Source organism: Rhizomicrobium sp., assembly GCA_037200385.1.
Taxonomy (GTDB): Bacteria; Pseudomonadota; Alphaproteobacteria; order Micropepsales; family Micropepsaceae; genus Rhizomicrobium.
This window is the reverse complement of sequence record JBBCGL010000001.1, coordinates 4095242-4118555: the sequence shown is the minus strand read 5'-3', so window position 1 is coordinate 4118555 and position 23314 is coordinate 4095242. Positions and strand designations below refer to the sequence as shown.

The 23314-nt window shown below is 66.4% G+C and carries 23 protein-coding genes; 9 read left to right on the top strand and 14 right to left on the bottom strand.

The window, feature by feature from the left end; genetic code table 11:
* Nucleotides 1-11: 11 nt before the first annotated feature.
* The 3 genes from WDM91_19805 to WDM91_19795 form a co-directional block, all read right to left on the bottom strand.
* On the bottom strand, nucleotides 12-3167 hold the full coding sequence (locus WDM91_19805) for a TonB-dependent receptor (GenBank protein MEI9996849.1): 3156 nt from the start codon (nucleotides 3165-3167) through the stop codon (nucleotides 12-14).
* Between the two features lie 348 nt (nucleotides 3168-3515).
* Entirely contained in the window at nucleotides 3516-3827 is a 312-nt protein-coding gene (locus WDM91_19800; protein ID MEI9996848.1) for a DUF4389 domain-containing protein, read from the bottom strand.
* 139 nt (nucleotides 3828-3966) lie between these two features.
* Entirely contained in the window at nucleotides 3967-4569 is a 603-nt protein-coding gene (locus WDM91_19795; GenBank protein MEI9996847.1) for a 2-hydroxychromene-2-carboxylate isomerase, read from the bottom strand.
* A 154-nt stretch (nucleotides 4570-4723) separates the two neighbouring features.
* Here WDM91_19795 and hfaA point away from each other — a divergent pair, with 154 nt between their 5' ends.
* The 3 genes from hfaA to WDM91_19780 are packed head-to-tail and all read left to right on the top strand — an operon-like array spanning nucleotide 4724 to nucleotide 6827.
* Nucleotides 4724-5152, top strand: coding sequence for a holdfast anchoring protein HfaA (gene hfaA, locus WDM91_19790; protein ID MEI9996846.1), 429 nt, complete (start codon nucleotides 4724-4726; stop codon nucleotides 5150-5152).
* A 30-nt stretch (nucleotides 5153-5182) separates the two neighbouring features.
* On the top strand, nucleotides 5183-6214 hold the full coding sequence (gene hfaB, locus WDM91_19785) for a holdfast anchoring protein HfaB (GenBank protein ID MEI9996845.1): 1032 nt from the start codon (nucleotides 5183-5185) through the stop codon (nucleotides 6212-6214).
* Nucleotides 6129-6827, top strand: coding sequence for a hypothetical protein (locus WDM91_19780; GenBank protein ID MEI9996844.1), 699 nt, complete (start codon nucleotides 6129-6131; stop codon nucleotides 6825-6827). The genes hfaB and WDM91_19780 overlap by 86 nt, the downstream gene beginning before the upstream one ends.
* A gap of 139 nt (nucleotides 6828-6966) precedes the next feature.
* Here the strand turns inward: WDM91_19780 and WDM91_19775 are convergent, their stop codons facing one another.
* Nucleotides 6967-7467, bottom strand: a complete 501-nt coding sequence (locus WDM91_19775; GenBank protein ID MEI9996843.1) for a GNAT family N-acetyltransferase — start codon at nucleotides 7465-7467, stop codon at nucleotides 6967-6969.
* Nucleotides 7468-7724: 257 nt separating this feature from the next.
* Between WDM91_19775 and WDM91_19770 the strand changes: the two genes are divergently transcribed.
* Nucleotides 7725-9689, top strand: a complete 1965-nt coding sequence (locus WDM91_19770; GenBank protein ID MEI9996842.1) for an oligopeptide transporter, OPT family — start codon at nucleotides 7725-7727, stop codon at nucleotides 9687-9689.
* On the opposite strand, the gene WDM91_19765 is transcribed toward WDM91_19770, so the two are convergent.
* The 8 genes from WDM91_19765 to WDM91_19730 all read right to left on the bottom strand — a co-directional run bounded on the left by WDM91_19765 (nucleotide 9641) and on the right by WDM91_19730 (nucleotide 14848).
* A complete protein-coding gene (locus WDM91_19765) occupies nucleotides 9641-10519 on the bottom strand; it encodes a CoA ester lyase (GenBank protein ID MEI9996841.1) in 879 nt (292 codons plus the stop codon). The genes WDM91_19770 and WDM91_19765 overlap by 49 nt on opposite strands.
* A 1-nt stretch (nucleotide 10520) precedes the next feature.
* Nucleotides 10521-10892 carry a PIN domain-containing protein gene (locus WDM91_19760; GenBank protein ID MEI9996840.1) on the bottom strand — a complete coding sequence of 124 codons (372 nt, stop codon included), beginning with the start codon at nucleotides 10890-10892 and terminating at the stop codon, nucleotides 10521-10523.
* Nucleotides 10889-11074: a type II toxin-antitoxin system VapB family antitoxin gene (locus WDM91_19755; protein ID MEI9996839.1), complete on the bottom strand. Its 186-nt coding sequence runs from the start codon at nucleotides 11072-11074 to the stop codon at nucleotides 10889-10891. Before WDM91_19755 ends, WDM91_19760 begins: the two co-directional genes overlap by 4 nt.
* 57 nt (nucleotides 11075-11131) lie before the next feature.
* Nucleotides 11132-11587 carry a MaoC family dehydratase gene (locus WDM91_19750; protein MEI9996838.1) on the bottom strand — a complete coding sequence of 152 codons (456 nt, stop codon included), beginning with the start codon at nucleotides 11585-11587 and terminating at the stop codon, nucleotides 11132-11134.
* A 40-nt stretch (nucleotides 11588-11627) separates the two neighbouring features.
* Nucleotides 11628-12146, bottom strand: coding sequence for a GNAT family N-acetyltransferase (locus tag WDM91_19745; GenBank protein ID MEI9996837.1), 519 nt, complete (start codon nucleotides 12144-12146; stop codon nucleotides 11628-11630).
* Nucleotides 12147-12761 carry a carbonic anhydrase gene (locus WDM91_19740; GenBank protein ID MEI9996836.1) on the bottom strand — a complete coding sequence of 205 codons (615 nt, stop codon included), beginning with the start codon at nucleotides 12759-12761 and terminating at the stop codon, nucleotides 12147-12149.
* Between the two features lie 30 nt (nucleotides 12762-12791).
* Nucleotides 12792-13487, bottom strand: coding sequence for a carbonic anhydrase (locus WDM91_19735; GenBank protein ID MEI9996835.1), 696 nt, complete (start codon nucleotides 13485-13487; stop codon nucleotides 12792-12794).
* Nucleotides 13488-13681: 194 nt separating this feature from the next.
* Complete coding sequence (locus tag WDM91_19730) at nucleotides 13682-14848, bottom strand: acyl-CoA dehydrogenase family protein (protein MEI9996834.1); 1167 nt, start codon at nucleotides 14846-14848, stop codon at nucleotides 13682-13684.
* A 230-nt stretch (nucleotides 14849-15078) separates the two neighbouring features.
* Here WDM91_19730 and WDM91_19725 point away from each other — a divergent pair, with 230 nt between their 5' ends.
* From WDM91_19725 to WDM91_19705, 5 genes are read left to right on the top strand one after another with little or no spacing between them, the layout of a single operon-like run.
* Nucleotides 15079-16911 carry an FAD-dependent oxidoreductase gene (locus WDM91_19725; protein ID MEI9996833.1) on the top strand — a complete coding sequence of 611 codons (1833 nt, stop codon included), beginning with the start codon at nucleotides 15079-15081 and terminating at the stop codon, nucleotides 16909-16911.
* Complete coding sequence (locus WDM91_19720) at nucleotides 16899-18767, top strand: 2-oxoacid:acceptor oxidoreductase subunit alpha (protein ID MEI9996832.1); 1869 nt, start codon at nucleotides 16899-16901, stop codon at nucleotides 18765-18767. The genes WDM91_19725 and WDM91_19720 overlap by 13 nt, the downstream gene beginning before the upstream one ends.
* Before the next feature lie 13 nt (nucleotides 18768-18780).
* Nucleotides 18781-19461, top strand: coding sequence for a formyltransferase family protein (locus tag WDM91_19715; GenBank protein MEI9996831.1), 681 nt, complete (start codon nucleotides 18781-18783; stop codon nucleotides 19459-19461).
* A complete protein-coding gene (locus WDM91_19710) occupies nucleotides 19458-20513 on the top strand; it encodes a 2-oxoacid:ferredoxin oxidoreductase subunit beta (protein MEI9996830.1) in 1056 nt (351 codons plus the stop codon). The genes WDM91_19715 and WDM91_19710 overlap by 4 nt, the downstream gene beginning before the upstream one ends.
* Nucleotides 20513-21139: a 2OG-Fe(II) oxygenase gene (locus WDM91_19705; protein ID MEI9996829.1), complete on the top strand. Its 627-nt coding sequence runs from the start codon at nucleotides 20513-20515 to the stop codon at nucleotides 21137-21139. The genes WDM91_19710 and WDM91_19705 overlap by 1 nt, the downstream gene beginning before the upstream one ends.
* Nucleotides 21140-21266: 127 nt before the next feature.
* Here WDM91_19705 and WDM91_19700 read toward each other — a convergent pair whose 3' ends face one another.
* Both WDM91_19700 and epmA read right to left on the bottom strand, forming a co-directional pair.
* Nucleotides 21267-22232, bottom strand: a complete 966-nt coding sequence (locus WDM91_19700) for a lysine-2,3-aminomutase-like protein (GenBank protein MEI9996828.1) — start codon at nucleotides 22230-22232, stop codon at nucleotides 21267-21269.
* Entirely contained in the window at nucleotides 22229-23254 is a 1026-nt protein-coding gene (epmA, locus tag WDM91_19695) for an EF-P lysine aminoacylase EpmA (GenBank protein MEI9996827.1), read from the bottom strand. The genes WDM91_19700 and epmA overlap by 4 nt, the downstream gene beginning before the upstream one ends.
* Nucleotides 23255-23314: the final 60 nt, after the last annotated feature.

Genomic DNA, 23314 nt, shown 5'->3' with positions numbered 1-23314 from the left:
CGGTCCGAAGCCTACCAGCTCGCGCCCAGCGAGATGCCCACGACCCGCGGGTCTTCGGAGAACACGTTGGTGTACAGCGCCGAGGTCGGATCCGTCAGATAGACGCCCGTCGGATTGCGCTTGTCGAACACGTTGGTGGCGAACACCTTGGCGTACCACGCGGCGTCCGGCGCGTTGAGCTGGATTTGGGCGTTCATCGTGTCCCAGCCGTCCACCCGGTCGATGTTCGCGTCGTTCCAGACGCGCGACTGGAAGCTCGACTGCCAGTAGTAGTCGACGCGCGGCACCAGGGTGTAGTCGCCCAGATGCGCCGTCCACTGCGCGCCGAAGCCGATCTGGGCATTCGGCACCTGCGGCAGCTGATTGCCATGCAGGTTGACGACATTGCCGTTGCCGTCGTGGAAGGTGCTGCCCGTCGAGTCGACGGCCAGGGCACCGGTCTTGGCGTTGACGGCAAAGGTGTATTGGAAGCCCTGCGCCTCGAGCGCGTCTTCGTAGGTGTAGACCGGATGCGCCGGCGTCGGCGTGAACCCCGCGGGAGCCCCGCCGGCATATGCCGTCGTCGGAGCGCACACGCCGTAATTGACCAGCGGAATGCCGTAGGGGGCATCGATCGCGGCGTTGCCGCCATTCGGCAGGTAGAAGTTGGCGATATGAAGCGCGGACGATTCGCCCGGAGTATGACCCGTCGCGGCGACGCCGAGCGCATTCGCGGTCGGCACGATCACGCAGTTCGAACCGTTGGTCAGGTCCTTGACCAGGATCGAGTTCGGCACGTTCGCCGTGGGATTGCGCTGGTCGGCGACAAAGGAGTTGCCGGCCGCCGATTGCGTCAGCGACAAGGTCAGGTTGAAAGCCAGGTCTTCCTCGGGCTGCCACACGATCTCGCCTTCCAGGCCGTAGAGATGGGCCGGGATGTTGAGGGTGAGCGCCTGGCGGTTGGCGATGATGCCGACCTGGTAGTTCTCGTAATTGTAGTACCAGACGTCGAGGTTGGCCTGCAGCGAGCCGTCCAGCAGCGTGTTCTTGGTGCCCAATTCGAGCGCATCCACCGTCGCCGGCACATAGACCGTCGGCACGACGGCGGCCGCCTGCGCATTGTTGGCGACGTTGATGCCGCCGGCCAGCTCACCGCGCGACGCGGTGGCGTAGACCAATGTCTGATCCGTCCAGGAGAGCTTCGGCGACCAGTTGAGGGTCGCGCGGCCCGTCCACAGGTCGGTCACGCTGTTCTGCTGCCCCGTAACGAGGGTGGGCGAGCGGTTCGTGACGTCGAGATTGACCTGGGCGCCGATCGGCGCGAAGCCGTTGGTCAGCAAGGCGCCGCCGACCGGGATGGTCGTGCGCAGCAGGCTCTGGCGATCGTCGTTGTAGCGCGCACCGGCGATGAACCGCAGATCGTCGGTGATGTCGTAGGTGCCTTCGAGGAAGATCGAGCGCGACTGCACGTCGTCGCGGCGCGATTCCGAATCGAAGGTCGGATCGGCCGCGACGAGCGGCACGGGCGAGCCCGTCAATCCCGTGACGAGACCGCCGATCGCGATCGCTTCGAAATCGAGCGCCGAGGACGCGACCCAGTACTGGTTGCGCGACTGGAACGACATCCAGAACGCACCCGCCGAGAAGTTGAGCGGACCTTCGAAGCTGGTCTGGAACCGGATTTCGCCGGTCAGCTCGCGGCTGCTGAACGAGTCTTCGTCATAGGTCGTGAAATAGGGCGTGTTCATCAGCACGCCGCCGCGGCTGTTGTCGATGATGCCGCCATAGGAACCGAACTTGCCGTTGTAATAGGTGTTCGAGATCGGAATGGTGCCGATCGGCGCGCCGCCGGGCGCGAAATAGGCGTTGTTGTAAGGCGTGGGATCGGCGCCAAGCAGGGCAAGGGCCCCGTTGAAGCCGAGGACGGAGGGCACGATCAGCGAACTGATATTGGTCGGCGGCCCGTCATTGTAGTCCTGCTGCGTGAACTGATAGCCGTTGGAATAGCCGAAATCGACGGTGGATTTCAGCCAGGGCGTGACGGTCTGGGTCCAGTTGAAGGTGTAGACCGCGTCGCTGCCCTTGAATTTCGGGTTATAGGCGGTGTTCGAGGTCAGCAGGTCCGGCGAGACCACGCCGCCGAAGCCCGAGCCGATCTGGTTGACCTGGGCCGGACCGGGGCTGCCCGGTCCGAGGAAAAATACGCCGGCCGGGCCGGCCGGGTCCCCCGGGCCGCCATTGCCGCCGAGATTGAACAGGCCGACCGTGTTGCCGAGCAGCACCGAGAGGCCATAGGGCGCGCCGATGGTGTTGCTCAGCAGCGCCGTCAGGCCCTGCTTGGAGCCGAGGGTCGCGCCGAGGGTGGCGTTCAGGTTGATCGGATCGAAGCCGAGGCGGTCGGGCAAGCAGCCGATCACGCCCGACGGATCGCGATGGCATTCCTGCTTGTCGCCGCGGACGCGGGTGTCGTTCTCGTAGCCGATCTCGGCCGTGAGATCGATCAGCGTATCGGCGCTCGGCTGCCAGCGGATCGAGCCGCGGCCCGAAGCCGTGCCCTGGCCGTTGACGCGGCTGTCGACCGGGCCGGCATTGGTATAGACGGTCGGGCCGGCATATTCGTTCTTCTCATAGCCGTCATGGAAGACGCCGAGTGCGGCGAAGCGGACGCCAAGCTCGCCGTCGATGAGCGGGACGTTGACCATCAGCTCCGGCTTCATCGTGTTGTAGGTGCCGTAGTCGAAGGAGGCGCGGGCCTGGAACTCGTCGAGGTTCGGCTTGTTGGTGTTGATGTTCACCGCGCCGCCGGTCGCCGCGCGGCCATAGGAGGTCGATTGCGGGCCGCGCGCCACTTCGACGTCCGCGACGTCGAAATACTGGCCGGTCACGAGCGCCGGGGCTTCGAGATAGATGTCGTTCTGGTTCTGCGCGATGGCGGCGCCGAGACCGAACTGGGTGGTGATGCCGCGGATCTGGAACTGCGCGCCGCCGAAGTTCGACTTCGTGTAGGTCACGCTCGGCACGTGGAATTGCAAATCGCGGAAGCTGTTGACCTGCTTCGCCTTGAGGTCGGCGCCGCTCAGCGCGGTGACGGCGACCGGCACGGTCTGAATGTCTTCGGCCTTGCGCTCGGTGGTCACCACGACGGTCTCGATCTGCGCGAAGGCAGGAACCGTGAAAGCGGTCGACATCAACAAAGCACTGATGAACGTAGCTGACCGTGCGGTCGCGACTGAACGCATTGCAGGCATGATTTGAGCTCCCCGTTGCGGCACGGCATAGACGCGTGCCTTGATGCCCATTGCGCCCCACTCGCTCTCCAAGTGGACCCAGACCGACGCAATTTGGCATTGGAACGATATGAGCAAGCTCAAGCAGCGAGCAAGAAGATTATCGAGTAATGGCGAAGACACGCACGAAATCGGAAAGTGTTTGTGCCCGTTTTGTCACAGCAAAACGCGCTGCAATGCACCCTCGCATTTGCACAACAATGTTCATTCAACGATGAATAAACGAATATTCCGCGTACGGATGAGTACTTAGATGTGCTTGGGGAAGGGGCCGACCGGGAAGGGCATCTCGTCGCGCGCGAACACGATATAGGCGAGCAGCTCCCACTCGTATTGGATCAGCGTGCTGCAGAAGGACTTAATCTCCTCATGCACGCGGCCGTTGATCGCGATCATCACAAACTGCACGACGGCCAGCACGAAGATCACATGCATGACGAACCAGGCGACCAAGCCGTAGCCGATGGAATAGAGCAGCCGCAGGAACGGAAAAGGCGGATGCACGACGACGGGAATCTGTCCGGGCGGGATTCCGCTGGCCTGATTGGATGTGTCGGACATGACGGCCTCCTCGGACGGCGCGACGGATGCGCCTCACGCTATATCTAAGGTGGCTGCGGCCGGCTTCAAGAACCGCAGCGTCCCAGCCGGTGCAAATCCCGCAAAATGCCGGGACAAATTGCAGTTCCCGCCCAGGGGCTCAGCGCAGCAGCGCCGCCTCGACCAGTTCCAGGCGGTCATTGCCGAAATACATGTCGGCGCCGCCGACGAATATGGTGGGCGAACCATATCCGCCCCGCGCGATCAGTTCGTCGGTGTTGGCGCGCAGGCGACCCTTGATCTCCTCTGTCTGGCCCCGCGCCAGGATGTGCTCGCCGTCGAGATCGGCGGCCACGCAGACCTCCAGCAGGACATGCGGCAGGCTGATGTCCTTCAGATCGGACCAATAGGCCTGGAAGCAGGCGCGGGAATATTCGACCACCTTGCCCTCTTCCTGGGCCGCCAAGGCGCAGCGCATCGCCAGCGTCGCCTTCACCGGAAAGACCGGCGGCGGCATCACGATCGTGATCCCGACATGCCTGGCCCAGTCCTGGAGGTCCTTGGCGCCGTAGGCGGCCTTGCGCGGCTCGGGATTGGCCCGGCGCTCATAGACCTCCTGGTTGACGGCGTTGAAGACGCCGCCGACCAGGATCGGCTTCCACACGATGTCGGCCCCGGTGCGCTGCGCCATCGGCTGGACCCGGGTGAAGGCGAGATAGGTCCAGGGCGAGGAACAGTCGAAGAAGAACTCGAGCGTAGCCAAGCGGGCCTCCGGCAGTTGGTGACGATCCAAAATAACGCAGGCCCGTGCCGCTTTGGAACACGCGGCCGCGGCCAACGCGGTACTGACCGGCCGGATGGCTGGCACGGCGGTTGCTCATGGGTGGTGCGAGACACCTTTGCACATGAGACATCCCATGGCCGTCCATAGCACGATCCGCTTCGCCGCCGCGCTCCTTGCCGGAGCCGCCTTCGCGGGCACCGCCCAGGCCGGGGATTACAGCAATTCGTCCAGCTACAACGCGCCCTACGGATTGCAGGCCGGCCAGGAAAACCAGGCGCCGACGCCCTCGCTGCGCGACGCCAACGGCAATCTCACCGTGGTGAACGGCCAGTTCACCAGCGCGAATTTCGGCGGCATGGCCGGCGCGGGCGCCTCGGCCTCGGGCGCGGCCTCGGCCGGCGGGGTTGGCACGAGCGGTGCAGGGACGGCTTTCGGAAGCGCCACGGCGATCGGCAACCAGCTCAACGTCGTGACGCTCGGAAACAACAACACGGTCATCGTCAACGCAACGCAGACCAACAACGGCAACCAGACGGCCACCAACACGATCAACGGCCACTAACTTTCGAACTCCAGAGGGAAGCCCCATCCCATGACTCGCCGCGGAAGAAAACACCTCATCAAGCCGTTGATCCTCGCGATCGCGGCGGTCTCGCTCGCCGGCTGCATCAGCCCGCAGGCCGACAGCACGACCGGCCGCTACACGGCGCCGATCGGCGGCTCGCCGGTGATCTCGAACGAGACGCCCTACTCCGCCGCCCTGCGCTGCATGGCCGGCTATACCGGACAGCGCCCGCTGAAGATCGCGGTCGGCCAGATCGCCGACTACACCGGCAAGGCGGAAAGCGACAATTCCGGCCGCAAGATCACCCAGGGCGCCGCCCTGATGGCGATGAGCGCGCTGAGCAAGGCCGGCGTCCAGCTGGTCGAGCGCTTCGACACCTCGGTCGCCGAGATGGAGCTCAAATACGCCAACAACAAGCTGATCGGCGCGGATGCCGGCCCGAACGGCCAGGGCGGCAACGACTACCGCCAGATCATCGCGGGCTCGATCCCGGGCTCGGACTACTACCTGGTCGGCGGCATCACCGAGCTGAACTTCAACATCCGCTCGGTCGGCGCCTCGGCCGATGGCGGCGAGACCGCCACCAACGGCATCAAGGGCCAGACCGGCGGCAACATGTACGTCATGAATGTCGGCCTCGACCTTCGCCTGGTGGACACCAAGACGCTGCAGGTGGTCGACGTGATCTCCTACCAGAAGCAGATCATCGGCCGCCAGGTCTCGGTCGGCGTGTTCGACTTCCTGGGCGCCAATTTCTTCGACGCATCGGTCGGCGAAAGCGCGCTGGAGCCGATCCAGCTCGCGGTCCGCTCGGTGATCGAGCGCGCCGTGCTCGAGATGACCAGCCGGCTCTACCACACCAGCGGCTCCTGCGCCGCCAGCACCGACCCGCTGGCCGACGGCAGCGACCGCAATCCACCGCCGGTTCACACCAACAACAACCCCGTCACCGCCCGCAACGAGGACCACCACAATGACGACGCGTCTCGCCAAGCTCCTTATCGCTTCTACGGTTCTAGCGACCCTGTCGCTGACACCGGCCTGCGCGGGAGCGAATAACGGCAGCGGTCCGGACCAGGTCGCGCCGACGGCCCAGGGGAGCACGATCCTCAACGGCCAGCTCACCTTCGGGGCGCAGTGGTCGACGGTGACGACGAATGCCAGCCATGTCGCCGGCGACGTCGTCATCCAGAGCCAGGGCGCAGGCAACACCTTCGAGGCCGTGACCTTCGACAACACGCATGTCACGAGCACGCAGGACGACGAGAGCACCAATATCGGCTCGACCGTCAACGCGAACGTCAACGGCGTGGGCGGCAGCGTCTCGATCTCGGGCCTCGCGGTCTGCAACTCGACCGACGTGTCGACCGATCCGGACGTCACGGCGGTGAACAGCAAGCAGACCTGCCATGCGCAGGATCCGGGCTCGGAAGTGACCGCGGATGTCCGCAACGTGACCGGCGACGTGGCGGTGCAGTCCACCGCCTACGGCAACACCTATACGGAAGACACCAACGCGCTGAACGCGCCCACCGTGCTGCAGCAGACCAACACCTCCAACGTGTTCAGCACCGCCAATGTCGCGGTCCGCAATGTCGGCGGCAGCGTCGGCGTGACGTCCTCGGCGGTCGGCAACAGCACCCAGGTGGTCCACTACTCGACCACGCCGTAAACCGGTTCCGCGTCGGCACCACCGGGGGCAAACGGTGGTGTCCGGAAGGGGGGAGGGCTTCGTGCCCTCCCCCCTCTTTTTTTTGAAAAATTGCCCTATCGCTTCGCTGCATGAGGGCAATTTTTCGCAGAGCGCGCCGCTAGAGGTGCAAGTACGCGCGTACGACATTCGGCGTCCGCGCGCTGCGGCTGAACGCGAAGCCCATGTCGCGCGCGAGGCCGAGGGAGGCGCGGTTCTCGGGCAGGATGTCGGCGAAGACATCGTGGGTCCCGCGGTCGCGAGCATGGTCGAGCAGTCGGCGCATCAGCAGGCGGCCGAGGCCGCGGTGCTTGAGGTCGGAGCGGACGGTGATCGCGGTCTCGCCCTCGACAAGGCGGGCGCCGCCGAGCAGCGCGCCCGTTCCGGCGTCGGCGCCAAGCAGGACCAGGTCATGCTCGAAATCCGCCTGTGCCAGACGCTCGACATAGCCGGGCGGCGGGCCGTGGCGGCCGGCAAAGAAGCGGGCGCGGATGTCGGCGGGATCGAGGGCTTCGAAGAAGCGGGTCAGCGCCGGGGCGTCGCACCGTCCAACGGGGCGCAGCAGGACGGGGCCGAAACCGGCGAGGACCGTCAGACAGGGAAAGCCTGCTGCCATATCCATAGTGTCGGGCGTCGCGGGCGCGGTTGCCAGCGCGGATCGCGAAGACCCCGATGCGCGATTGTGCATGGCTGACGGAGGGGCCTGACGGAAGATATCTCTTCTTTCGCCTCCCCCTTGCGGGGAGGCCGAAAAATCGCGAAGCGATTTCGGGTGAGGGCGGTGTGAGCGGGGAGAGACCCCCACCCGAAATTCTTGGGATTCTTTGCGCTCCCGCGCCGTCGTGTAAGTTGGGCGGGCTGTCTTTCGATTTGAGGGCCATGACCACTTCTTCCATCCGCCCCGCGGCGGAGCTCACCGTTCGCGGCCTCATCCTCGGCGTTCTCATCACGCTCGTGTTCACGGCGGCCAATGTCTATCTCGGTCTGAAGGTCGGCCTGACCTTCGCGTCGTCGATTCCCGCCGCGGTGATCTCCATGGCCGTGCTCAGCGTCCTGCGCGGCTCGACCATCCTCGAGAACAACATCGTGCAGACGGTGGCCTCGGCGGCCGGGACGCTGTCGTCGATCATCTTCGTGCTGCCGGGCCTCGTGATCGTGGGCTGGTGGACCGGGTTTCCATTCTGGACCTCGTTCCTGATCTGCCTGTCGGGCGGCGTGCTGGGCGTGCTGTTCACGATCCCGCTGCGCCGGGCGCTGGTGACTCATTCCGACCTGCCCTATCCTGAAGGCGTCGCGGCGGCCGAGGTGCTGAAGGTCGGCGCAGGCGTCCGCGACGACGGCACGCCGGCCGATCCGGCCGAGGCGCGCGAAGGCTTCCTGGCGGTCATCCTGGGCTCGGTCGCATCGCTGGGCATGATCGCGCTGGCGGCGACGCAAGTCGCAGCAGGCGAATTCCAGCGTTTCTTCTCGACCGGCAAGGGCGGCACTTCGTTCGACTTCTCCTTTTCGCTGGCGCTGATGGGCGCGGGACACCTGGTCGGGCTTTCGGTCGGCATCGCCGGACTATTGGGCATCGTGATCGGCTGGGGCGTGGCGGTGCCGCTGCTGACCGCCGCGATGCCGGCGGCGGGCGACCTGGGCACGCATGTGATGGCGATCTGGCAGCACCAAGTGCGCTTCATCGGCGCCGGCGCGATCGCCGTTGCGGCGATCTGGACGCTGATCAAGCTCGCCAGGCCGGTGGTCGGCGGGCTGGTCAGCACCCTGGCCTCGGCGCGGTCCAAGATCGCCGCCGGCGGCGACCAGCGCGAGCGCGATCTGAGCGCCGGCTGGATCCTGGGCCTGACGATCGCCGGCCTGGCAGTCGCGGCCTTCGTCATCTGGCGCTTCGCGAACGAGGCGGGACTGGGCGCGCAGGCCGCGGTGCTGACCGCGGTCTCGCTGCCCTTCGTGCTGGTCGTGGGTTTCCTGATCGCGGCGGTGTGCGGCTACATGGCGGGCCTGCTGGGATCGTCGAACAGCCCGATCAGCAGCGTCGGCATCCTCACCATCGTGGCCTGCGCGGGGCTTCTGCTGCTCGTCGCGGCGCCGGGACCGACGCAGCCGGTGGTGGCGTTCGCGCTGATCGTGACCTCCGTCGTCTTCGCGGTGGCGACGATCTCCAACGACAATCTCCAGGATCTCAAGACCGGCCAGCTGGTCGGCGCGGCGCCGTGGCGGCAGCAGATCGCGCTGCTGGTCGGCGTGGTGGCCGGCGCGGCGGTGATCGCGCCCGTGCTGAACCTGCTGGTGCATGCCTATGGCATCGCGGGCGCACCGCATGCGACGGCCAAGGCGCTGAACGCACCGCAGGCGACGCTGATCAGCGCGCTGGCGCAGGGCGTGATCGGGCACAATCTGAACTGGGCGATGATCGGGATCGGGGTGGCGGTCGGGATCGGGCTGGTCGTCATCGACGAGCTTCTGGGACGCGCCAAGTGGCTGCGCCTGCCGCCACTGGCGGTCGCGATCGGCATCTATCTGCCGATGTCGGCGACGCTGCCGCTCACCCTGGGCGCGGTGGTCGGCCATTGGTATGACGGCCGCGCCAAGCGGGCCGCCAATCCGCAGCGGGCGACGCGGCTCGGCGTGCTGGTCGCGTCGGGGATGATCGTGGGCGAGAGCCTGTTCGGGGTGCTGAACGCGGCGCTCATCGTGGGCCTGACGAAGGACGCGCCGCTGGCGCTGGTGCCGGCGGATTTCGCGCTCGCCAACCCCATTGCGATCGTGGTGTTCGTGGCGCTGGTCGCCGGGCTTTATGCCTGGATGCTCAAGCGCAATGCCTCGACGAGCGCCAGCACATGACGCGCCTGCTTGAGGTGCGGCTGGTCGAGCATCTTGCCGTCGAGCGACGCGACGCCGGCGCCTGAAGCAAAGGCGGCGACGACCTTCGTCGCGTGCTCGACATCGGCGGCCGAGGGCGTGAAGGCGGCGTTGATCGGCTCGACCTGGTCGGGATGGATCGCGAGCATGCCGCTGAAGCCCTCGCGCTGGGCGAGGCGCGCGGCGCGCTCGAGACCCGCGCGGTCGCGGAAATCGGCGTGCAGCGTCTCGACGGCGGCGACCCCGGCCGCCTTGGCGGCGATCAGCACCAGGGCGCGCACCATCTTGTGCACGAAGAGGAATTCGCCCGTCTCGTCGCGGTTGGTCGCGGCGCCAAGCGCGGCGGACAGGTCTTCGGCCCCCCAGCTCAACGCGGCGAGGCGCGGCGGCGGCGAACGGTAGTCCTGCAGCGACAGCACGGCGGTCGGCGTCTCGGTCGCGACGGGCAGCAGCTTGATCGCACGCTGCGGCAGGCCGGCCTGGGTCTCCAGCGTGATGAGATGGGCGTCGAGGGTGAGCAGGTCCTGCGGGCCGTCCGGCTTGGGCACGACGAGGCCGGCGGGCGCGGCACCGACCACCGCCGCCATGTCGTCGACGAAATCGGCGGAGCCGACCGGGTTGATGCGGACCCAGACGGATTGGCGGTTCTTATCGCGCAGGAAGTCGGCGGCCATGGCGCGGGCGCGGGGACGGTTCTCGGCAGCGACCGAATCCTCCAGGTCGAGGATCAGCGCATCGGCCGGCGACGACTTCGCCTTGGCGAGCTTCTTGTCGCTGTCGGCGGGGACGAAGAGGAAGGAACGGAGGATCATGTCAGTTCAAGCCTTTGGCGGCTGTGCCGAGTCTGGAGGCGAATTCCTTCAGCTTCTTATCTCTCGTCCAGAGCAAGCAGTCGACGGTGAGAAGGCTCGACGCCAAAAGATGAGCATCGACATAGCCCAATCCCGAACCCGTGAGTTGATATCGGTCGATCAATTGAACCACTTCGCCGTCGGCCGCAATTATCGCCGACGGGAGTATCTTCAGGCCTGCGAGCACGGCGTCGCGCGGCCGTATGTGCCCCAGCGCGACTTCGCCGATGATAAAAGGATGGCAGGCGACTTCGTTTGCGTCCAACAGCGGCTGCAACGATGCATCCGGTGATCGGATATGATCGATCCAGATCGAGGCATCGACGAGAATCACGCAGGTTTCGGCCGCCGACGCGGCGCCGCACGCGCATGCGGATCGCTGCCGCCAAGACGCGCGAGTCGGCGGGCCGCCTGCTGCTGCACGAAAGACTTCAAAGCCTCGTGGACAATGGCCGATTTTTCTTCGAGACCGCTATATTCACGCGCCTTCGCGATCAGGTCGTCGTCAAGCGACAAAGTTGTTCGCATATGTGTCTCCTGCCGCACGGAATATAGCATCATATGATGCTGTTTTCAATGCGCGGGCATCCTATGCATCAGCGCGCTGCGCTTGCACTGGGCGACCGTCTCGCCGCGCTGGTTGATCGCCTTGTGCTCGAAGACCACGATGCCTTGCGTCGGGCGCGATTTGCTTTCGCGGATCTCCAGCACCGCGGTCTCGACGTGCAGCGTGTCGCCGTGGAAGACGGGTTTGGGGAACACCACGTCGGTCATGCCGAGATTGGCGACGGTGGTGCCCAGCGTCGTCTCGTGCACCGAGATGCCGATCATCAGGCCCAGCGTGAACAGCGAGTTGACGATGCGCTGGCCGAACTCGGTGCCCTTGCCGTATTCCTCGTCGAGATGCAGCGCCGCCGGGTTGTGCGTCATGGCGGTGAAGAGGACGTTGTCGGTCTCGGTCACGGTGCGCCGGATGGCGTGCGCGAAGGTCTGGCCGACGGAGAACTGCTCGAAAAAGAGACCGGGCATGGTGCACTCGTGCTGTTGCGGCGGGAGATATAGAACGCGCCTAGGGCTCGCGATAGAGCATGACCGTCGGATCGCCCTTGTAGGTCGTGCGCGCGACTTCGCGGAAGCCGGTCTTCGCCGCGACGTTGAGCGAGGCGGCGTTCTGCGGCGCGATGATGCAGGCGAAACGCGTCTGGCCGAAGCATTGCTCGCCCCAGGCGAGCGCGGCGCGGACGGCTTCGGTGGCATAGCCTTTGCCCTGCGCGGCTTTGGCAAAGGCCCAGCCGACTTCGGGGATGCCGTGCATCGAAGGGCTGATGTCGCGGCGGGCGTCGAGGAAGCCGACCTCGCCGACGCGCGGGCCGCCGGTCTCGTGCACCGACCAGAAGCCGTAACCGGCCAGGGCCCAATGGCCGAAGATGCGCATGAACTTGGCCCAGGCCTCTTCCTCCGTCAGCGGCATGCCGCCGATGAAGCGCGTCACGGCGGGATCGGCCCACATCGCGGCATAGGCCGGGAAATCTTCCGCCCGATGGCCGCGCAGGATCAGGCGCTCGGTCTCGAGGACCGGGACGTCCACCTATTCCACCGTGCGGAAGGCATCCGCGTCGCGGTCCAGCACCTCGAGCCGGCCGTCGGCGATGCCGAAACGGGCGCCGGCGAGCGCGAGGCGGCCGTCGCGCACGCGCTCCGCCACAAAGGGAAAGGTCAGCAGGTTGTCGAGCGACAGGCGCACGCAATCGCGCTCCATCGCGACATGGCGCTCGGCCGCGTCGTGGATATGTTCGGAGTGCTCCAGCGCGGGCTTGAGGAGCGCGATCCAGCTGCCGATGAAGGGCACGCCGGCGACCAGGCTGCCGTCGAGCGCCGCGGCGATGCCGCCGCACTGGGCATGGCCGAGCACCACGACATGCTTGACGCCCAGCTGCATCACCGCGAAGGCGAGCGCCGCGCTGGTGCCGTGATAGCCGCTGTCCTGCTCGAACGGCGGCACGATCCCGGCGACGTTGCGCACGACGAAGAGTTCGCCCGGGGCGGCGCTGAAGATCGTCGCGGGGTCGGCCCGCGAGTCCGAGCAGGCGATGACGAGATAGTCGGGGTTCTGGCCCTTGCGCGCCAGTTCCTCGTAATGCGCATGTTCCTCCGGCCAGCGGCCGGCGCGGAAGGCGCGATATCCTGCGATGAGACGGTCCATGCGCCGGTTATAGCGCAGACCCCGGCAAAATCACGGGGCCACGGGCCGGATATCGCCGCCGCCCGCGGCGCGACGGCCGCTGCCGAACCAGCGGGACAGCAGCGGCGGGCGCTCCACCGGCTCGAAGTTGCCGCTGTCCGGATCGAGCACTTCGAGCACGCCATTGGCGATGTCGAACCGCAGGCCGTCGACATGCAGGGCGCCCGTCTTCTCGCGCTCGGCGATGAAGGGATAGCTGCGGAGCCGCTCAATCGACAGCTTGACCGCCGCGCGCTCGGCATCGGCATTGCCGTGCCCATGTGCGTGACCCTTGGGAATCTTGCTCTCGACCGCCGGCTTGAGGAGGCTGACCCATTGCTTGAGGAACGGAATGCTGTCCGCGACCTTGCTGTCCATCGCCGCGGCGACGCCGCCGCATTGCGCGTGACCCATCACCACGACATTGCGCACATTGAGCGCGAGGACCGCATAGGCGATGGCGGCGCGCGTGCCGTAAAAGCCGGCGTCGTCGCCATAGGGCGGCACGACGGCGGCGACGTTGCGCACCACGAAAAGCTCGCCCGGATTGGCGCTGAACACGGTCGCCGGATCGGAGCGCGAGTCGCTGCAGGCGATCAGAAGATATTCGGGACGCTGGCCGCGCTTGGCCATGCGCGCGTAATTCGCGCGCTCCTCCGGCCAGCGTGTCTTGCGGAATTCGCGATAGCCGCGAATGAGACGATCCATGGCACACCCCCAACACGTGTCATGGCCCGCCTCGCGGGCTCATTTTACCCTGGTTAACGATGGCGGAGTTCCGGGGATTTTGACAGGGGCCTGCTGGATTTATTTGGTGAATCCCTGCGCGAAAACTGCGCAATGCGATGGGTTTGCGGTCACCGCCTGCTCAATGACACGGCAAATGCATTTGGATGAACCTTTCAATACGATTTCGGCAATCCCAGCACGTTCTCGCCGATGAAGCTGAGGATCAGCTGCTCGCTGACCGGCGCAAGGCGCGGGATCATGCTTTCGCGGAGCAATCTTTCGATCTGGTATTCCTTGGCATAGCCCATGCCGCCATGGGTCATCATCGCGCGGGTGCAGGTGTCGAAGGCGGCGCGGGCGGCGAGCAGCTTCGCCGCATTGGCTTCGGCGCCGCAGGGCTGTTTCGCGTCGTAGAGCGACGCCGCGCGCAAGGTGAGCCACCAGGCGCTTTCGAGCTGGGCCCAGCTTTCGGCCAGGGGATGCTGGATGCCCTGGTTCTGGCCGATGGGACGGCCGAACACGACACGCTCCTTGGCGTATTTCGCGGCGCGGTCGAGGGCGTCGCGGCCCAGGCCGATCGCTTCTGCGGCGATGAGAATCCGTTCGGGATTGAGGCTGTCGAGCAGATAGCGGAAGCCCTTGCCCTCTTCGCCGATGCGGTCTTCGTCGGGGACGAAGAGGTCGTCGATGAAGACGGTGTTCGAGTCCACGGCGGCGCGGCCCATCTTCGGGATGCGGCGGACCTCGACCTTGGCGCGGTCGAGGTCGGTGTAGAACAGCGTCATGCCGTCGGTCGGCTTCCGGCCGTCTTCCTTCTTCGCGGTGCGGGCGAGGATGAGGATCTTATCGGCTTCCTGGGCCGTGGTCGTCCAGATCTTGCGGCCCTTGAGGATGTAGCCGTCGTTCGTGCGGCGCGCGAAGGTCTCGATGCTGGTGGTGTCGAGGCCGGCGTTCGGTTCGGTGACGGCGAAGCACGCCTTCTGTTCGCCCCTGATCAGCGGGGGCAGCATGCGGCGCTTCTGTTCGTCATTGCCGTGCACGACGATGGCATGCGGCCCGAAGATGTTGAGATGGATCGCGCTCGCCGCCGCATAGGCGCCGCCGCCGCGCGCCACGGTGTGCATCAGGATGGCCGCTTCGGTGACGCCGAGGCCGGCACCGCCATACTCCACCGGCATGGCGATGCCGAGCCAGCCGGCCTCCGCCATCGCCTTGTGGAATTCGATGGGGAATCGCGGCGCCTGATCGCACGCGGTCCAGTAGGCGTCGTCGAAGCGGGCGACGACGCGGCCGACGTTCTCCTCGATGGCGCGGTGGTCGGCGGAAAGGGTGATATCCATGTCCCCACTCTCTGGGGAACCACGTAAATGTGCAAGAAATCAAAGGCTTGAGGAGGTAACCACAGGCCGTGAAGGGATAGAGGGAGCGGTTGCGCTCGCTATCTCCCTGACTAAACTCGAAAAATGAGGGGAAATGCCGGTCCGACGGGTCTATAAGGTCGCCGCCTTTAAAGGGGCGCCTCACGTAAAATCGCGGGCAAGAGCGCTGTCTTGGAGATCACGTACATAACATGAGTGTCACGGCTGATGGGCGCCCCGCAGCGGTGCGCCGCCCGGGAATGGCGCCGACCAACGTTTCCGATCCGAACTACTTCCACAAAGTCGTCGACTGCCAATGGGCGTGTCCGGCGCACACGCCGGTGCCGGAATACATAAGGCTGATCGCGGAGGGCAAATACTCCGACGCCTATATGATCAACTGGCAGTCGAACGTGTTCCCGGGTGTGCTGGGGCGGACCTGCGACCGGCCGTGCGAGCCGGCGTGCCGGCGCGGACGGGTCGAGGAAGACCCCGTCGCGATCTGCCGCCTCAAGCGCGTCGCAGCCGACAACAAGGACGATGTGAAGGGGCGCATGCCGCGGCCCGCGTCGCAGAAGAACGGCAAGCGCATCGCGCTGATCGGGGCGGGGCCGGCCTCGCTGACCGTGGCGCGCGACCTGCTGCCGCTCGGCTATCACGTGACGATCTATGACGCCGACGCCAATGCCGGCGGCATGATGCGGACGCAGATCCCCAAATTCCGCCTGCCGGAGCATGTGCTGGACGAGGAGTGCAACTACATCCTCGCGCTGGAGCCCGAGACCAAGTTCGGCCAGCGCATCGACAGCCTGAAAGCGGTGCTGGACCAGGATTACGACGCGGTGTTCGTCGGCTGCGGCGCGCCGCGCGGGCGCGATCTCGACATCCCCGGCCGCACCGAAGCGGCGGCGAACATCCATATCGGCATCGACTGGCTGTCGAGCGTCTCGTTCGGCCATACGACCTCCATCGGCAAGCGCGTGATCGTGCTGGGCGGCGGCAACACCGCGATGGATTGCTGCCGGACGTCGCGCCGCCTGGGCGGCGAGAAGGTCGACGTTGTGGTGCGTTCCGGCTTCGAGGAGATGAAGGCGTCTCCCTGGGAGAAGGAGGACGCGATGCATGAGGACATCCCGATCCACAATTTCCTGGTGCCCAAGGAATTCGCGCATACGAACGGCAAGCTCACAGGCGTGGTGTTCGAGAAGGTGAAAGCCGAGCGGGACGCCAAAGGCCGCCGCAACCTCGTGCCGAGCGGCGAGCCGGACGTGCTGATGGAATGCGACGACGTGCTGGTGGCGGTGGGGCAGGAGAACGCCTTCCCGTGGATCGAGCGCGACCTGGGCCTCGAATTCGAGCCCAAATGGGATATGCCGATCGTCGACACAGTGACCTTCCAGTCGACCAATCCGAAGGTGTTCTTCGGCGGCGACGCGGCGTTCGGGCCCAAGAACATCATCTGGGCGGTGGCGCATGGCCACGACGCGGCGGTCTCCATCGACCTCTTCTGCAACGGCGAAGACGTGAAGGTGCGGCCGTCGCCGCTGGTCAACCTCGCCAGCCAGAAGATGGGCATCCATGAGTGGTCCTACGACAACGACGTGTCGCTCGACCTGCGCTTCAAGGTGCCGCATGCGCCCAAGGAGATCACGCTCAAGGACGTGAACATGGAGGTGGAGCTGGGCTTCAGCCGCGAGCTCGGCTTCAAGGAGGCGCAGCGCTGCCTCAATTGCGACGTCGAGACGGTGTTCGCGGAGAATTTGTGCATCGAGTGCGACGCCTGCGTCGACATCTGCCCGGTGGACTGCATCACCTTCACGGCGAACGATCCCGAACCGGTGCTGCGCACCCATCTGCAGGCGCCGGCGGTGAACCTGACGCAGGACCTCTACATCTCCGACATCCTCAAGACCGGCCGGATCATGGCGAAGGACGAGGATGTCTGCCTGCATTGCGGGCTGTGCGCCGAGCGCTGCCCGACGGGCGCCTGGGACATGAAGAAATTCTATCTCGAGACGGCGAAAGCAGGCTCATGTCACAAGTGATGACCAACCAGCCGGCGACGCAGCCGGCGGCCGCGACCAACGATTTCGTCGTCAAATTCGCCAACGTCAACGGCTCCGGTTCGGCCTCGGCCAACGAGTTGTTCGCGCGCGCCATCCTGCGGATGGGCGTGCCGGTGTGTTCGCGCAATATCTTCCCCTCGAACATCCAGGGCCTGCCGACCTGGTACGAGGTGCGCGTCTCGGGCGAGGGCTGGCTGGGGCGGCGCGGCGATACCGTGGACCTGATGGTCGCGATGAATCCGCAGACCTGGAACAAGGACGTCGACAGCATCGAGCCCGGCGGCTACCTGTTCTACGATTCCACCAAGCCGCTGACGACGCAGAAGCTGCGCGCCGATGTGAACCTGCTCGGCGTGCCGCTGACGCAGCTCTCCAACACGCTGGAGGGCACGATTCCGCGCGAGCGGCAGCTTTTGAAGAACGTGATCTATCTCGGCGCGGTCGCGCAGCTGCTGGACATGCACCTGGAGACCATCGAGGGGCTGATCACCGAGCAGTTCAAGGGCAAGGACAAGCTCATCAAGCTCAATTTCCGCGCGATGAAGATCGGCTACGACTATGCGGCGGCCAATCTCGCCGGAAAGTGCAAGCTGAAGGTCGAGAAGTCGGACCTGGTCGGCGACCGCATCTTCATCCAGGGCAATGACGCGGCGGGGCTGGGCGCAGTCTATGGCGGCGCGACGGTGTGCGCCTGGTATCCGATCACGCCCTCGACCTCGCTGGCCGAAGCCTTCACGGCGCATTGCAAAAGCTTCCGCATCGATCCGGCGACGGGGAAGAACAATTTCGCCATCGTGCAGGCGGAGGACGAGATCGCCGCCATCGGCATGGTGATCGGCGCCGGCTGGAACGGCGCGCGCTCGTTCACCGCGACCAGTGGCCCCGGCATCTCGCTGATGCAGGAATTCTTCGGCCTCGCCTATTTCGCCGAAGTGCCGGCGGTGATCTTCGACATCCAGCGCGGCGGGCCTTCGACCGGCATGCCGACCCGTACCCAGCAATCGGACATCCTGCTCGCGGCTTATGCGAGCCATGGCGACACCAAGCATCCCCTGCTGTTCCCGGAGGACCCGCATGAGGCGTTCGAGTTCGCCGCTCAGGCTTTCGACCTCGCGGAGCGGCTGCAGACGCCGGTGTTCGTGATGCTCGACCTCGACATCGGAATGAACGACTGGCTTTGCAAGCCCTTCACCTGGGACGACAGCCGCACATACGACCGCGGCAAGATCATGACGGCGGAGGAGCTGGAGGCCGGCACGTTCTTCGGCCGCTATACCGACGTCGACGGCGACGCGATCCCCTACCGCACCCTGCCCGCGACGCATCCCAGCAAGGGCGCCTATTTCACCCGCGGCTCGAGCCGCAACACGATGGCGAAGTATTCGGAAGAGGGCGCCGACTACGTCTACAACATGCAGCGCCTGTTGCGGAAATTCGAGACCGCCAAGGGCCTCGTGCCCGGCCCGGTGCGGCGCGACGCGCGCGAGAAGACCCGGTTCGGCGCGATCTATTTCGGCTCGACCTCGGCGGCAATGGACGAGGCGCTGGCCGCGCTCGAGCAGTCGGGCGTGCATCTGAACACGCTGCGGGTCCGCGCCTTTCCGTTCAACGACGAGGTCGTCGAGTTCATCAACGCGCATGACCAGATCTTCGTGGTCGAGCAGAACCGCGACGCGCAGCTCCAGAAGCTGATCGTCAACGAATGCGCGATCGATCCGGCGCGCTTCACCGCCATTCTGCATTACGACGGCACGCCGATCACGGCGCGCTTCATCACCAAGGCGATCGGCGACCACCTGCAGATGCTGCAGGTCGCGCCGGGCCGCAAATCGTAAGGCGGCGCGCACGATGCGGCTGGCGCTGCTGACCTACGACACCCAGCACCGCAAGACGCAGGAGGTGTTCTTCCGCCTGCGCCGCCGCGGCTTCGCCGATATCGGCCTGGTGCTGACGCCGTTCAAGCCGCGGGCGCCGCGCGCGATCGCGGTCAACCACCGGCCGTTCCAGTTCACCGGCCCGAGCGCGCAGGCGCTGGCCGAGCGCTACGGCCTGCGGCGCGTGATGCTGGACGACTGGCGCAGCTTCCGCGACGACTACGACTATTACCTGATCTGCGGCGCCAACCTGATCGACGGCGAGTTCTGCAACAGCGCGAAGGTGGTGAACTGCCATCCCGGCCTCGTGCCGCAGACCCGCGGACTCGATTCCTTCAAATGGGCGATCCACAAGAACCAGCTTGCCGGCAACACGCTGCATCTGCTGGACGACCGGGTCGATCTGGGCACGGTGTTCCACCAGGAGCCGACGCCGGTGTTCGCGGAGGACGATTTCGCGACACTGGCGGCGCGCCACTACGATAACGAGATCGACCTGCTGGCGAATTTCGACCGCTACCTGGGCGGCGCCGGCACGGTGCTCGGCCTGGCACAGGGCGAAGCGACCAAGCGGATGCCGCCCGATCTCGAGCCGCAGATGATGACGAATTTCGAGACCTTCAAGACGACCTATGCGAAAGGCGTTGCGCCATGACCTATATCGCCAAGCCGAAGCTGCATCATCCCGGGCTGGTCCCCAACAAGCTGGGCTTCACGCACCGCGACTATGAAGGCTCGATCTCGACGCTGTGCGCCGGCTGCGGGCATGACTCGATCTCGGCGGCGCTGATCCAGGCGGCCTATGAGCTCGACATCGAGCCCTATCGCGTCGCCAAGATGTCGGGCATCGGCTGCTCGTCGAAGACGCCGGACTATTTCCTGGGCGGGGCGCATGGCTTCAACAGCGTGCACGGCCGCATGCCGAGCGTCTTGACCGGCGCCAATCTCGCCAACCGCGACCTGATCTATCTGGGCGTCTCGGGCGACGGCGACAGCGCCTCCATCGGGCTGGGCCAATTCGCCCATTGCGTGCGGCGCGGTGTGAACATGGTCTATATCTGCGAGAACAACGGCGTCTATGGCCTGACCAAGGGCCAGTTCTCGGCGACGGCCGACAAGGGCTCGAAGTCGAAGGCGGGCGGCACCAACACCGACAATCCCATCGACCTGGTTTCGCTGGCGCTGGTGCTCGGCGCGACCTTCGTGGCGCGCTCCTTCTCCGGCGACAAGAAGCAGCTGGTGCCGATCCTCAAGGCGGCGATCCAGCACCAGGGCTCGGCGGTGATCGACGTGATCAGCCCCTGCGTGCAGTTCAACAACCATGCGGGCTCGACCAAGAGCTTCGACTTCGTGCGCGAGCACAACGAGGCGGTGAACCGGCTCGACTTCATCGAGGACCGCGCGCCGGTCCTGGCGGATTACGAGCCCGGCACGGTGCAGGTGGTGCAGCAGCATGACGGCTCCTTCCTCAAGCTCTCCAAGCTGCAGGCCGACTACGATCCGACCGACCGCGCCGCGGCGATGGCGTTCATCCAGCATCATCACAGCAAAGGCGAGGTGCTGACCGGGCTGCTCTATGTCGAGCCGCAGGCCGACGACCTGCATGCCGAGCTCAAGACGGTGCCGACGCCGCTCAACAAGCTCGGCGTGCGCGAGCTGTGCCCCGGCTCGGCCAAGCTCGCCGCGCTCAACGCCGACTACCGCTGATGGCGGCGCTGCCCATCGACGTCGCGGCGGTGACGCGCGCGGCGGTGGCGCGCGAGCCGTTCCCCTATTTCATGGTGCCGGGCTTCGTGAGGCCCGAGGCGCTGGACGCGATCAATGCGGATTTCCCGGCCGTGACGCATGCCGGCAGCTTCCCGCTGCCGACGTTATCCTATGGGCCGGCGTTCCGCGCCTTCATGGAGTCGATCCAGGGGCCGGACTTCGCGCGCGCGGTGGGCGAGCGGCTGGGCCTCGACCTTTCGGTGCGGCCGACCATGGTGACGGTGCGCGGGATCTCCGCGCCGCGCGATGGGCAGATCCACACCGACAGCGTGACCAAGCTGGTCACGGTGCTGATCTACATGAACGGAAAGTGGGAGGCGCCGGGCGGGCGGCTGCGCCTGCTGCGCTCTCCGGACAATCTCGACGACATGATCGCCGAGGTGCCGCCGGACGAGGGCACGCTGCTGGTGTTCGAGAACAAGCCGAATGCGTGGCACGGCTTCGAGGCCTTCGACGGGCCGCGGCGGGTGATCCAGCTCAACTGGGTGACCAACGGGCGCGTGGTGTGGTGGGAGCAGACCCGGCACAAGGTGAGCGCGTTTTTCAAGGCGCTGCGCGGGCGCTAGCCCTTCTAACTCCTCTGTCATCCCGGGCGAGCGCAGCGAGACCCCGGGACCCATCGCGCGTGCGGCAGGATGGGTCCCGGCTCTGCGCGATGCTGACGCATCGCTTGGCCGGGATGACAGCTGTGTTTTACGCGTCCGAATACTCGTGCCATGCGCCCGCGTGATCGCGGATGCGCCAGTGGCCGGGTGCCGTCTCTTTCACATCGTCGCTCAGCAGCGGGACCTTGGCGTGGCCGCCGGGGATGTCGAGGACGTAGGTGGGCAGCGCCAGGCCGGAAAGCTCGGAGCGCAATTGGCGCATCAAGGCGCGACCCTTCGCAATGCTCACACGGAAATGCCCGGTGCCGGGCGCACGATCGGGATGGTGCAGGTAGTAGGGCTTGATGCGGGTCTCGACGAAGGCGCGCATCAACGCGGCCAGCGTTTCGACATCGTCGTTGACGCCTCCGAGCAGCACCGACTGGCTGACCAGCGCAATGCCGGCATCGACCAGGCGCGCGATGGCGCGGCGCGCGGCGGGCGAGAACTCGGCGGGATGGTTGGCATGCAGCGCCACCCAGCTCGTGACGCCGGGGGCGCTGAGGGCGGCGACGAAATCGTCGGTGATGCGCGACGGATCGACCATCGGCACGCGGGTGTGCCAGCGCACGATCTTCACATGCGCGATGGCGGCAAGCCGCTGGGTGATCTCCTGCGCGCGGCGGGACGACAGGATGAAGGGATCGCCGCCGGTGAGGATGACCTCCCAGATCTGCGGCTGCGCCGCGATATAGGCGAAGGCGGCATCGAGCGCCTCGGGCGACAGGGCGTTGGGACTCTTGGGGCCGACGCTCTCGCGCCGGAAGCAGAAGCGGCAATAGACCGGGCAGGCCGCGACCGCCTTGAACAGCACACGGTCGGGATGGCGGTGGACGATGCCGGGAACGGGGGAATGCACGCCGTCGCCGATCGGGTCGGCGGTTTCGTCGGGACGCGCGACCAGCTCAGCTTCGCTGGGGAGGAACTGGCGCGCGATGGCCGGATGATCGAGCAGCGCCTCGATCTGCGGCGTGATGGCGTAGGCGTAGCGGGCGGTGACGGCATCGAGGCTCACGGCGCCGGCGTCCACAGCACGTCGTCGATCCGAGGCGCGCCGGTGGCGAGCATCACCAGGCGGTCGAAGCCGAGCGCGACGCCGCTCGCCTCGGGCATGTGGTCCAGCGCGGCGAGGAAGTCCGCGTCGATGGGATAGCGCTCGCCGTAGATGCGCTGCTTCTCGTCCATCTCGCCTTCGAAGCGGGCGCGCTGCTCGACCGGATCGGTGAGCTCGCCGAAGCCGTTCGCCAGTTCGACGCCGCAGGCATAGAGCTCGAAGCGCTCGGCGACGCGCGGGTCGGACGGCACGGCACGGGCCAGCGCCGCTTCGCAGCGCGGATATTCGACCAGCAGCGTCGGCGCGCCGAGGCCGAGGCGCGGCTCAATGGCGGCGGCCAGAACCTTGCTGAAGATGTCGGACCAGCCGTCCTGGGCGGTGATCTCGAAGCCGGCGCGGCGGGCCTTGGTGGCCAGCGCGTCGCGGTCGCCTTCGCCGCCGGGCGAGAGCGTCGCCATCAGGTCGATGCCGGCGTGGTAGGTGAAGGCCTCCGCAACGGTGAGGCGCTGCGGCGTGGCGCGCGGGTCGCAGCGGCGGTCGCGGTAGACGAGATCGCCCGGCGCGGCGAGGCGCAGCAGGTCGAGGCAATCCTGCTGCACGGTCTCGTAGCGCGCGCCGGCGCGGTACCATTCCAGCATGGTGAACTCGGGGGCGTGCAGCGGCCCGCGCTCGCGGTTGCGGAAGACGCGGGCGAAGTCGAAGATCTTCGTCTCGCCCGCCGCCAGCAGCTTCTTGGCGGCGAATTCGGGCGAGGTGTGCAGATAGAGGGTGCGCGGCTCGCCGGCGACGGTCAGCGCTTCGGTGCGGAAGGCGTGCAGATGCGCCTCGTTGCCCGGCGAGACGGCCAGCGCGCCGCATTCGACCTCGGTGAAGCCCTGGGCCTCGAGATGGGCGCGGATCGCAGCCTTGATGGCGGCCCGGCGCAGCAGCAGCGGACGGCGGTCGGCGTGGCGGTGGGGCGACCACCAGGGGGTGTCAGGCATGGGCGGTTCCGGGCCGGCCGGCCGGGTCTGGCGCGGGGCGGGCCGGGCTGCTATTAGCCC